The organism is Nocardia alni (genome assembly GCF_019038435.1).
Lineage (GTDB): Bacteria > Actinomycetota > Actinomycetes > Mycobacteriales > Mycobacteriaceae > Nocardia > Nocardia alni.
On sequence record NZ_JAGPOX010000224.1, the window covers coordinates 1 to 11088 of the forward strand.

General features: G+C 69.1%; 10 protein-coding genes. 4 read left to right on the top strand and 6 right to left on the bottom strand.

What is annotated here, in order from left to right:
• Positions 1–187: 187 nt before the first annotated feature.
• Together JZ791_RS41875 and JZ791_RS41880 are read right to left on the bottom strand one after the other, a co-directional pair.
• Positions 188–1771 (bottom strand): alpha/beta fold hydrolase, encoded by a 1584-nt coding sequence (locus tag JZ791_RS41875; protein WP_216903177.1) that lies wholly within the window; start codon positions 1769–1771, stop codon positions 188–190.
• Between the two features lie 32 nt (positions 1772–1803).
• Entirely contained in the window at positions 1804–2610 is an 807-nt protein-coding gene (locus JZ791_RS41880; protein WP_216903179.1) for a pyrimidine reductase family protein, read from the bottom strand.
• A 35-nt stretch (positions 2611–2645) separates the two neighbouring features.
• On the opposite strand from JZ791_RS41880, the gene zapE reads away from it, so the two are divergent.
• Both zapE and JZ791_RS41890 read left to right on the top strand, forming a co-directional pair.
• The gene (gene zapE, locus JZ791_RS41885) at positions 2646–3665 is read left to right on the top strand and encodes a cell division protein ZapE (RefSeq protein ID WP_216903181.1); all 1020 of its coding nucleotides are present in this window, start codon (positions 2646–2648) and stop codon (positions 3663–3665) included.
• 260 nt (positions 3666–3925) lie between these two features.
• Positions 3926–4732 carry a tyrosine-protein phosphatase gene (locus tag JZ791_RS41890; protein ID WP_216903183.1) on the top strand — a complete coding sequence of 269 codons (807 nt, stop codon included), beginning with the start codon at positions 3926–3928 and terminating at the stop codon, positions 4730–4732.
• An 81-nt stretch (positions 4733–4813) separates the two neighbouring features.
• Here the strand turns inward: JZ791_RS41890 and JZ791_RS41895 are convergent, their stop codons facing one another.
• Complete coding sequence (locus JZ791_RS41895; RefSeq protein WP_216903185.1) at positions 4814–5353, bottom strand: GNAT family N-acetyltransferase; 540 nt, start codon at positions 5351–5353, stop codon at positions 4814–4816.
• An 8-nt stretch (positions 5354–5361) separates the two neighbouring features.
• Complete coding sequence (locus JZ791_RS41900) at positions 5362–6540, bottom strand: MFS transporter (RefSeq protein ID WP_216903187.1); 1179 nt, start codon at positions 6538–6540, stop codon at positions 5362–5364.
• Between the two features lie 309 nt (positions 6541–6849).
• Here JZ791_RS41900 and JZ791_RS41905 point away from each other — a divergent pair, with 309 nt between their 5' ends.
• Entirely contained in the window at positions 6850–7800 is a 951-nt protein-coding gene (locus tag JZ791_RS41905) for a hypothetical protein (protein ID WP_254207278.1), read from the top strand.
• A gap of 4 nt (positions 7801–7804) precedes the next feature.
• Here the strand turns inward: JZ791_RS41905 and JZ791_RS41910 are convergent, their stop codons facing one another.
• A complete protein-coding gene (locus JZ791_RS41910) occupies positions 7805–8992 on the bottom strand; it encodes a hypothetical protein (RefSeq protein ID WP_308163455.1) in 1188 nt (395 codons plus the stop codon).
• 271 nt (positions 8993–9263) lie between these two features.
• Positions 9264–10655, bottom strand: a complete 1392-nt coding sequence (locus JZ791_RS41915; protein ID WP_216903189.1) for an MFS transporter — start codon at positions 10653–10655, stop codon at positions 9264–9266.
• Positions 10656–10763: 108 nt separating this feature from the next.
• Here JZ791_RS41915 and JZ791_RS41920 point away from each other — a divergent pair.
• On the top strand, positions 10764–11088 hold a 325-nt coding region (locus JZ791_RS41920), incomplete at its 3' end, for an ArsR/SmtB family transcription factor (RefSeq protein WP_216903191.1).

Below are 11088 nucleotides of genomic sequence, written 5' to 3' on the forward strand. Positions count from 1 at the left end.
GGTCGGGTACCGCTGCTTGCTCCTTCGTCGCCTACGCAGCGGTACCCGACCGACGCGCCGCGCCGAAAACCTCATTGTTATTGCCTCCGTCCAGGGGGTTCCGGCGTACGGAGACGATTCGCCGCTGGGCACGTCGGTGGTTGCGTTGGCGACGCATCCGTACTCAGCTACTCAGCTACTCAGCTACTCAGGCCGGGCAGACGGTGCCGTCTCCCGGGAGGGTCGCGTCCTTGAGATAGGCGGTCAGGTTCTGCTGGGCGCAGCTCGAATGGGTGAAAACCGGGTAGCCCCAGCCTTGCCAGCTGAGCGTGGAGGTGGTCGCGCCGGCGGTGCCGAGAGCGCCGGTGACCGAGGGGCGGGCGTCGCTGTCGGCGATCGGGTTGGCGTCGTTGCCCAGGACCAGTACCGGGAGCGGGAGCGTGGTGGGCAGCTGCTGGGGAGCGGGTGCGGGCCAGGCGGAGCAGGCCATGAGCTGTGCGGCCGCGACCTTCCCGAAGACCGGATACTGCGTGGCCCAGGTCTTTTCGAGCTGTTTGGCGCGGTCGGGGGTGGCTGGTTGCTGGTTGTCGCTGCACACGGCCACGAACTGGCCGTCGCTGGCGACCATGCCCGCTGCCCGCTGCACCAGCGCGTCCAGTGCGCCGGTGTCGCCGCGTCCGGCCGCCGACAGCGCGTCGGCGAGCTGGGTGATGTGGTTGGCCTGGTCGGCGCGCGGATCGCCGAGGAATGCGGCGATGGTGGTCAGGAGCTGGGCCGCGGAGACGTCGCCGAGCTGCCCGGCCCCGGCGCGGTTGACCAGCGCGAGGACCGCCGCGTGCGGATCGGCGCCCAGCGAGCAGCTCATCCCGGAGCAGGCCTGCGCGAACGCGGTCAGCGCGGCCTCGGAGCCCTTGACGCGCTGCTCGGTGCGCGTGATCGAATCGGCCTTCGCGGCGATGGGGGAGTCCAGCACGAGCCGGGAGAGGTGCTCGCCGTATTTGGCCGCGTAGGTCAGTGCCACGCGGGCGCCGTCGCCGGTGCCGATGAGCGCGATGTGGTCGACCTGCCACTGCTGGCGCAGTTGGTCGATGTCGTCGGCGGCGTGCCCGGCGTCGTAGGTGTTCTGATACGGCTGCAGGAAGTCCGTGCAGGCGATGGTGGCGTCCTGGCTGAGCTTGGCCACCGCGTCGACCGGATCGGCCGCACCCTGCCCGGCGGTGGCCAGGCCGCTGCGGGTGTCGTCGGGCATGCAGTTGACCGGCTGCGATCCACCGAGGCCACGCCGGTCCACCGCGACGATCGGATGCGCGGCCAGCACCGCAGACGCGGGGCCCGCGGCCAGTCCGGCGAGTGTCGAGGTGGAGGAGCGGTCCACGCCGGAGGTGAGCACCAGGGGCGCGGCGCCGGCCGGGGTCTGCGGCAGCCGGGCGCGCGCGACCGAGTCGCGGAAGGTGCCCAGTACCGCGCCGCCGACGTCGATCGGGGTCGAATAGTCGGCGCATTCGAAGATCAGCCCGGGCGGCGGGGCGCCCAGGTTCAGCTGATTGAACGTCGCCGCGGCGCAGTCGTGCCACACCAGATCGGTTTTCGGGGTTTCGGGCTGCGGCGGCGTGTTGGTGCCGGAGGTGGAGGTGGGCGCGGCGGCGCCGCCGTGTGGACCGGCCTCGGCGATGCCCGGGCGATCGGAAGGGCCCGCCCCGCAGGCAGCCAGCAGGATCGTCAACGACGCCGACAGCACGAGGGCGGGCAGTGTCGAGAGGGTCGATGGGCACCACCGTCGTGTCCTGCGCATGCGATACAGCCTGCCAGGTCCTACCGACACATTCAGCCCGGGGGACGGTGAGTCGGCGAGGTGGGCGAGCCCGCGGTGTGCGCGCGTTCCCACCGGGTCAGGATCGTGCCGTCGTCGTCGAGCAGGGCGTGGCGCAGCGCCATCGCCGTCGGCAAGGCATTGGGAGACACCGCGATTCGACTCGCGGTACCGCCGATGAGCAGCGGCGACGCGGTCAGGCACAGTTCGTCCACGAGCTCGGCCGAGATGAGATCGCCGAACAGCGAGGGCCCGCCCTCGCACAGCACCCGGAGCATCCCGCGCGCGCCGAGTTCCGTCCGGACCCGCGTCACGCTCACCCTCGTCTCCCCGGCCTCGATCACCTCCGCGCCCGCGTCGGCCAAGGCGCGCTTGCGATCCTCGGGCGCGGCGGCGGTGGTGAGGATCAGCGGCGGACGCAGGGTGTCGGTGAACAGCCGGCTTGTCGGATCCAGCTCGGCGCGCCCGGTGACGACCGCGATCGGCGGCGGCGCGCCGCCCGGATCACCGCCCAGCCCATGGTGATGCAGGCGAAGACGCCGATGCGCGTCGGTGCGGGCGCCACCGTAGTTCTCCGCGCGCGCGGTTCCGGCGCCGACCAGGACCACATCGGCCAGATCGCGCAGAATCGCGAAGATCGCGCGGTCCGCCGGACTGCCCAGCGCGCCGGAGCGACCGTCCACGGTGGCCGCGCCGTCGATGCTGGTGACGAAGTTGACTCGGAACCACGGGGATTCGGGTGCGGCCGGATAGGAATAGAGCCGCACCAGATCGTCGGGACTCTGGGTTGTGAATTGGATCGCATTGGGCACACGCTGCATAAGGTCCGATCACACCACGTCAGTACGCTACGGGCGTGCAACAACGCCTCGTCGATCGTCATCCGGAGGTTCCGGCCGATCAGCTCATCGCCCAGATGGTGCCCCCGCCCACATTCGACGAGGTGAGTTTCGACTCGTACATCCCGGACCCCAGCGAGCCCAGCCAGGCCGAGGCCGTGCGCAAGGCGCGGGATTTCGCCGCTCAGGTCGGGCGGATCCACGTGGCGGCGGGCAAGAAGAGCCTGTTCGGCAAGAAGAAGCATGTTCAGGGCGCGGGTCTGTATCTGGACGGTGGGTTCGGTGTCGGCAAGACGCACCTGCTCGCCTCGATCTACCACGCCTCACCCGGCCCGAAATCGTTCGGCACATTCGGTGAGTTGACGAACCTGGTCGGCGCGCTGGGCTTCGTGAACGCCGTCGACCGCCTGTCGGGCAACAGCGTGCTGTGCATCGATGAATTCGAACTCGACGATCCCGGCGACACCACGCTGGTGTCGCGGCTGCTGACCGAGCTGACCGAGCGCGGCGTGTCGGTCGCGGCGACCTCGAACACCCTGCCCAGCCAGTTGGGCGAGGGCCGCTTCGCCGCGCAGGACTTCCTGCGCGAGATCAAGAAGCTGGGTTCGCTGTTCGAGACCGTGCGTGTCGACGGACCCGACTACCGTCACCGCGACCTGCCGCCCGCTCCCGAACCCACCGCGCCCGAGCTGCTGGCCGAAAAGGCCGCGATCGCACCGGGTTCCACCCTGGACGATTTCGACGCGCTGCTGAAGCATCTGAGCACCCTGCACCCGTCCCGCTACGGCGCGCTGGTGGCCGGGGTGCGCGCGGTGTACATCTCGGGGGTGCACGAGGTGACCGACCAGGCCGTCGCGCTGCGAGTGGTGGTGCTGGCGGATCGGCTGTACGACGCCGGGATTCCGGTCACCGTGTCGGGCGCGAAGCTCGACGCGATCTTCTCGAAGGAGATGCTGGACGGCGGCTACCGCAAGAAGTATCTGCGTGCGATCTCCCGGCTGCTCGCGCTGTCGCGGTACGAGGCGCCTGCCGTCTGAGGGACGGATTCGGCCACGCGGCAGGCGATTTCGCCAACCTGTCCGTATTGTCGGATGCGACACCGCTTCGGCTGGTTGCGCCGGTTGGACGACACCGTGGGATACGATGCCTATTCGCTATGACAGGCGGGTGTGGACTCCTAACCGAGTAACCACTCGGTGTACCGTTTCGGGCGATAGCGAAGAGGTGGACGGTCGTCCGAGTCGTTCGGGCGGCCAGTACTGTGCGGGTCGTCCACCCGAGAAGATCGGAGCTGAGCATGGTCCATCGTTCGATTCGTGTCACCGCCGCGGTGGCGACCGCGACCGTCATCGCCCTCGGGCCCGCCGTGGGGACCGCCCTCGCGGCCGACCCGCCCGCGTCGACCAGCGCGGTCGTGAACACGGTGAGCCAGCGCGCCGTGCCGCTGCGGGGCGTGCTCAACGCGCGCGACATCGGCGGTTACCGCACCACCGACGGCCGCGTGGTCCGCACGGGCCTGGTGTACCGCACCGCCGCACTGAACAAGGCCACCGACGCCGACCTGGCGGCACTGACGGCCCGCAGGGTCAAGGTCGTCGACGATCTGCGCACCCTGCCCGAGCGGCTGCTGGCCCCCGACCGCGTGCCGGTCGGCGCGGTCGACAACGTCGACGACGTCCTGGGTCAGGATCCGATGTCGATGTTCGCGAGCACCTCGAACCTCGCCGGCACCTATCGCGCGATGATCACCGCGCCGGGCGCGAGCCAGGCCTTCTCGAACGTGCTGCACAACATCATCGACACCAGGGACGGCGCGGTGCTCTATCACTGCTCGGCCGGTAAGGACCGCACCGGCTGGACCTCCGCGGTACTGCTGACCGTCCTGGGCGTGGACCGCCAGACGGTGGATTACGACTACCTGCTGTCGAACTACTACCGCAACGCCCAGAACGGCGATGCGGTCAACGGCGTCTCGCTCGCGGAACTGAATGCCGCCTTCGACCAGGCCAACCGGACCTACGGCAGCTTCGACAACTACGTGCACCAGGGGCTGAAGCTGACCAACGGTGACATCGCCGCCCTGAAGGCCAAGATGCTGTCCTGACGAAAACCCCTGGGTAACACAGTCTTTGTCGAGTCCGGGCCTCGGATGGTCCGGACTCGACGCATATCCGCCGAGCGTCGCTCAGAATGCCTGCTGCATCAGGTAGTCGTCGCACACCGTGGACCCGACGGTGAGTGTCCGGGTGCCGACGGTGCGAAATCCGAGCTTGGTGTAGAACCGCTGCGCGCGAGCGTTCTGCTGGTTCACCGCCAGCCAAGCCCCGGCGCAGCCGTCGCTGTGCGCGTGGTCCAGTGCGGCGGCCATCAGCGCGGTGGACACGCCGGTGCCGTGATGGCCGGGCAGGACGTACATCTTGCTGATCTCGAGCACCGGGCGCGGCTCGATCACCCGCGCGACGACCGGATCGCGCGGGCCGCCCGCGACCAGCATGGCGTAGCCGACGATCTGCGCGTCGGCGACGGCCTTGAGGACCGTGCGGTCCGGGTCGTTGAGATAGTCGCCGAACCGCTCGTCCGAGAGCACCTCGTCGATGTACGTCTCGATGTCCTCGGAGGCCAGATCGGGCGGGCAGGCCAGGGGGAACGTCGCGGCCGCGACGTCACTGAGGGTCTCCGCGTCCCACAGCCCGGCCCGATCGACGGTGACCGGTATTGCGCTCATGCTCCCAGTCAAGCACGGCGGGTGTGGAAGTACCGCGCCAGCAGGATCAACGACGCCGCGAACACCAGCGACAGCCCGAATCCGATCCGCATACTCGACACGTCGGACACCGCGCCCACCACCGCGCCGCCGACCAGCGCGCCGGCGTAGTTGAACAGGTTGAGCCGGGCGACGACCGCGTCCAGCCCGCGTCCGCCGGTCAGGCGTCCGACCTCGCTGAAACACAGCGGCGCCACCACCGGCACTCCGAGGCCGATGATCAGGAATCCGGCCAGCGCAGTGATCGGGTTCGGCGCGGCCACCACCAGCGCCACGCCGACCACGCCGATCGCCGCCGCTGTGCGCACGACCGCGCGCGGCCCGAACCGCCGCACCCACAGGTCGCCGGTGAGCCGGGTGACCAGCGCGGCGCCCTGGTAGACGGCCAGCGACAGCGCGGCGGTCGCCGAGGAGGCCAGCAACTGGTTCTTCATGTAGAGGGTCGACCAGTTGTTGTTCGCCTGGTCGATGGCGAACATCAGCGCCATCGCGATGCCGAATGCCAGATAGGCGCGTACCGGCAGGAGTGCGGCGGGCTGTTCCTCGGCGGGTTCGGCCTCCGCCTGCGTGGTGCCCAGCAGCCGCGGCCCCAGCGCGAGCCCGGCCAGCAGCACGACCAGCGCCGCGGCGAATACCGCTTCGGTCAGCGTGACGTGGAACTTCTCGCACGCCGAGACCAGCAGCGCGCCGAGGATGGAGCCGGCGCTCCACGCCGCGTAGAACGAGGACAGAATGAACCGCCCGTAGCCGTGCTGGATGAATACCGCCTGCATATTGGTGCTGGCGTCGACGATGCCGAGCGCGATCCCGTACATCGCGAGCGTCGGGAGCAGCACCGCCGTGACGGGTGCGAACGCGGTCACCGTGCCGGTGACGGCGATCAATCCGAGTCCGATCCGCAACGCCACCCGGCTCGACCAGCGCACCGCGAGCTGTTCGGCGATCAGGCTGCCCACCGCGGCCAGCAGCGTGATGCCCACGACCGCGACCAGGATCAATGTGTCGCCGATGTGGTATTTGCTCTGGATCTGCGGCAACTCGGTCAGAACGACGGCCAGGAAGAAGCCCTGGAGCCCGAAGGCCACCGAATTCGCCGCTCGCGCGGTGCGGAGCAGCGACGATACAGGCGTGTATCCGACGGGAATCATCTGGGCAGCGTAGCGGCCGGGTGCGTGAGCGTCAGCGCGATCGCGAACATTCGTCCAGTGATTCTGGTCAACCGACCAACTTTGTTGCGGGCCGGTTTCCGATCCTGTGATCCGGGTTCGTCGTGGTCGTTTCGCAGTCCTAGCAGACTACGGTCCGGTATCGCGTGCGGGGCCTTGATTACGTGCAGTTTCCGGTTCCATAACAAAAGTAGTCATGATCACGTGTGGTGTCGCCATCTTTGCGGCACCCTTAGAGGGGAGCGGTTCGAATTGGTGCCGCCGGGTGCTCGGCGTAGGGCGGTGAGTCGCATGAGTGAACAGGTCGACATCCGGCATGCGATGGTGATGGTCCCCTCGAGACCCTCGGATCCGCAACCGTCGGATCTTCCTGTGGTCGAACCCAATCCGCGCGGCCATCAGCCCGGTCAACGGTGCCGCGAACAGGGCTGTGGCGATTGTCACTGGGATGTGCAGCGGTTCAAGTACTGGTTGCGCGGGCGGCTGCTGGCCGAGGGCGCCGAGGACGCCGAGGTGGACAAGCCGCTGGGCGCGCAGACGCCGGGGCTGTTGTGGCGTCGGGGATCTCGGCTGTGCGCGATCGAGGTACGCAGCGGCCCGGTCGATCTCGCACACGCGGCCGAGCGCACGGCCAGGCTGCGTGCGGTCGGCGTCGACGAGGTGCTCTGGGTGTGCGCGCCCGGATACTGGGTGCCGCTGCTGCCGGGTGTGGCGATCGATGACTTCGCGGCGGCCGGGTGCGAATACGAGGTCGTGTCGGGCCTGCTCGAGCCCGGCCCCGGCGACATCGCCGTGCCGGGCGAGCAGTCCTGGGCGGTGCGAGAATTCATACAGGAGTGGGTCGCCGGGAATCTGGCCTTCGGCTACCGGGACGAGACTGCGGGAGGTTGGGCGTCGGTGGGTACGTGGGAGCAGCACACGCGAGCACAGGCCATGATGATCGCGCAGCAGCGCCAGGAGCTGATGGCTCAGCGTTCCGCATTGGCCTTGGCCCGCAAGGCGACTCGTGACAAGGCCAAACAGGTGCACAAGCTGCTGCATCGGCTCGAGCGTTCGGAGCAGGTCGCCGAGGACCTCGACCAGGCGCGCCGCCGGCTGGCCGATCACAGCCGTGTCGACGCCACGCTCCGGATGACCGTCGCCAGGCAGCGCTCGGCGTTGATGCACTGGCAGCTGATCACCTGTTTCGCGATCCTGATCATCGTGACGTTCGTCGCCGCCGCGATGATCCTGAACGGTTAGCGGTTCAGCCCTCGCGGTCCAGCCGGAAGGGGCCGCGTTCCCAGCGCCAGCCATGCCGCAGCACCAGCGCGGCCAGGTCGGTGACGTCGATCCCGGTTTCGGTTGCGTAACCGCGGAATTCGGACCAGTCCACGGGCCCCTGGGCCAGCCGGCCCAGCAGGATGCTCTCCTGCTGGGCCGCGACGGTGTGCTCACGCAGGTCGGGTTCGCCGATCCGGCTGCCGGTGAACACCAGATGTCCCCAGCCGTGCCCCTGTGCCACCGCTGCGGCCGCGGCGAGCTTGATCCGGTTGCCATGTACCGCGATCCGCGCCAGCGGCGCCACATCGATCAACAGCGCCCGGCCGTCGGTGAGCCGGGCAGCGACGGTGGGGTAGTGGACGCGTTGGACGCCGTCGAGGCGGTACTCCACCGCGACGGGCCGTTCGGTGTACGAGGCGACCTGTTCGCTCTCGTCCAGCATCCGCAGCAGCCGCGCCTCCAGGGCGGTGTCGAAACTCGTTTCCCGGCCCAGCGTGTCGGAGAATATCGACCCGCGGGCATCGTCGGCGGAGTCGACGGTGGTGATCGGCATGTCCGGCAATGGATCCGGGTTGCCGGTGGCCCAATCCACCTGCCGTAGCAGCGGAATCAACGGTCCGGTCACCGGTTCCGCCGGACGCGAGCCCAGCGGATGCCAGCGCCCGCGCTGCTGCCATCCGGCGATCCGCTGAAAGACGAAGCCCGCCAGGCGTTTGGCGTCCATCAGGTGGTGCCCGGCCAGCCGCAGTCGCAGATACGCCAGGTCCTGCGCGGCGATATCGGAGTCGGTGGCGTAGATCTCGGTCAGCAGCGCCCGCACCAGCCGCTCGTCGCCCTGGCCGACCGGGTAGCGGGCGGCGAATACCGCGGTGTCCGGATATCCGGTGGCCCACACCCGCCGCACCATCTGCCCGGTGGCGCGGGTGTACAACTGGCGCACGCGATCTCGCGACAGCTCGTACCGGGCGCCGAGCAGGGTCAGCGTTTCCGGACGCTCGCCGTCCAGACCCAGTCGCTGAGTGAGCAGTTCACCGTCCCGTGTGCGCTCGGCCGCCTGCTCGGCGACCATCACGGACAGGGTCTCGTCGATCTCCTCGAGCTCGACGGTCACCACGTCGCGCAGGTCGTCGGGCAGGCCGGTCTGCCCCGGGCCGATCCGGCTCGTCGTCACCGCTCGCTCACTTTCGCTCGTTCGTTCGAAAAGCGTATCCCGACGGCGGCGTGTCGCGCGGGAAGGAACCCGCAGTGTCGAGTCGAACGGACGGTCCTGTTCGGATATTCGTGGCGAGTATGCAGACCCGAAGTTGCGGGGCGGGGAGTCTGATGGTGACGCTCGGAGCGCAACGTTCGGCCGGGAAGATCGACTCGGGACCTGTTCCGCCCGCGTTCGGCCGGTGTTCTGGTCGATCACCTTGCCAGGAAGCCCTTACCGGATATCGATCTCAGTCGGTGTGGGACTTCCCGGCGACGCCGTACCAGGTCAGCGCCAGCGCTCCGGCCCAAGCGAGTGCCGCGAGGATGGCGAGCAGATGGATCGCGCCCAGGAAATGCGTACTGGCGGGCGATCCCGCGATCGCGCCGAAGATCGCGACTCCGCTGGCGGTGCCGATCTGCCGGGAGGTATTGGATGTGCCGGTGGCCAGTCCGGCGCGATCGGCGGGTGTGGCCCGCACGACCGCGGCGACCGCCGATGTGGTGGCCAATCCGGCTCCGCAGCCGAGCAGTGCGAATCCGCCCAGCAGCCAGCCGATTCCGCCCGTGGCGTGTATCCGGGTCAGTGCCAGGCATCCGACTACCGCGAGCACACAGCCCAGGGCGATCGCGGTGCGCGGCCCTCGGCGCGCGGTGATCCGGCCCGACACCGGCGCCAGCACGACCAGCGGGATGGCCATGGGCAGCACCGACAGTCCGGCGGCCAGGGGCGAATACCGCAGCACGTCCTGCAGATACAGGGCGCTGATGAACAGCATCCCGTTGACGACCAGATTCATGATCAGCGCGACCGCGTTCGAACTCAGGAAATCCTTGCGGCGCAACAGATCCAACGGCAGGATCGGATGCTCGCTGCGGGCTGCCGAGCGTAGCGCCGTCGCCAGGCCCACCACGGTGACCACCGCGGCGACGGTGAGCACGGCCCATCCGGCGCGGTGGCCGACGGAGATGACAGTGAACACCAGCCCGCCCAATCCTGCCACGAATCCGATCAACCCGACGATGTCCAGGCGTCCGCGCCGAGTGCCCCGCCGGTCCGGCGTCGTCCACAGCGTGGCCGCGATGGTGAGCACGGTCAGCGGCACGTTGATCCAGAACACCGGCCGCCAGCCGAGCCAGCCGACGAGTACCCCACCCAGGAGCGGTCCCATCGGCAGGGCGAGCGAGGAGATCGCCGCCCACGTGCCCAGCGCCCGCGCCTGTGCGCCCCGGTCCGGGAACATGTCGACGATGACCGCCATCGTGCTGGGCAGCAACAGCGCCCCGCCCACACCCTGCACCACTCGCGCGGCGATCAGCACGCCGACGCCCGGTGCGACCGCGCAGACCAGGGACGCGATCCCGAAGACCGCGAATCCGGCGATCAGCACCCGCCGATGCCCGATCCGATCCCCGAGGGTTCCACCCGCCAGCAGTAGTCCGGCGATCGCGACAACGTATCCGTCGACCACCCACTGCAGCATCGCCACATCCGCCCGCAGGCCTCGGCCGATGTCCGGTAACGCGACGTTGACGATCGTGACGTCCAGCAGGACCAGGAACATCCCGGCGCACATCACGGCCAGGACGCGGCCGGGGTGGACGTCGGTGGGCTTGTGCTCGGTGAGATTCGAGAAGCTCATAGCGGCAGTGTTTCCCGGAAAAGCTTCGGTGTGCGACGAAGGATGGTCGTATCGCCGCGCGCACACGTTTCGGTCGAAGCCGAAGTGTTCTCGCGGCAGACTGGTTCTATGACCGACGATCGCCCCTTGAACGGATACGCCGATATTGCGGCTGTCGGCTCGCTGCTGGCCGACGCGACGCGCGCTCGCATCATGTGGTGCCTGGCCGACGGTCGCGCACTGCCCGCCTCGGTCCTGGCCAGCGAGGCGAGCGTGGCCGCCTCGACGGCGAGTGAACATCTGTCCCGACTGGTGGCGGCCGGTCTGCTGACCGTGGAGCATTCCGGTCGTCACCGCTACTTCCGCCTGGCCGGCCCGCAGGTCGTCACGGCACTGGAGGCCCTGGCCGCCCTCGCGCCCACCCGCCCGGTGCGCTCCCTGCGCGAGTCCACCC

What these genes read in the sequence shown, in the direction of transcription:
- JZ791_RS41880 (WP_216903179.1), bottom strand. Translation starts at nt 2,610, where the DNA reads ATGCAGCGTGTGCCCAATGCGATCCAATTCACAACCCAGAGTCCCGAC.
- JZ791_RS41915 (WP_216903189.1), bottom strand. Translation starts at nt 10,655, where the DNA reads ATGAGCTTCTCGAATCTCACCGAGCACAAGCCCACCGACGTCCACCCC.
- JZ791_RS41890 (WP_216903183.1), top strand. Translation starts at nt 3,926, where the DNA reads ATGGTCCATCGTTCGATTCGTGTCACCGCCGCGGTGGCGACCGCGACC.
- JZ791_RS41895 (WP_216903185.1), bottom strand. Translation starts at nt 5,353, where the DNA reads ATGAGCGCAATACCGGTCACCGTCGATCGGGCCGGGCTGTGGGACGCG.
- JZ791_RS41875 (WP_216903177.1), bottom strand. Translation starts at nt 1,771, where the DNA reads ATGCGCAGGACACGACGGTGGTGCCCATCGACCCTCTCGACACTGCCC.
- JZ791_RS41905 (WP_254207278.1), top strand. Translation starts at nt 6,850, where the DNA reads ATGAGTGAACAGGTCGACATCCGGCATGCGATGGTGATGGTCCCCTCG.
- JZ791_RS41900 (WP_216903187.1), bottom strand. Translation starts at nt 6,540, where the DNA reads ATGATTCCCGTCGGATACACGCCTGTATCGTCGCTGCTCCGCACCGCG.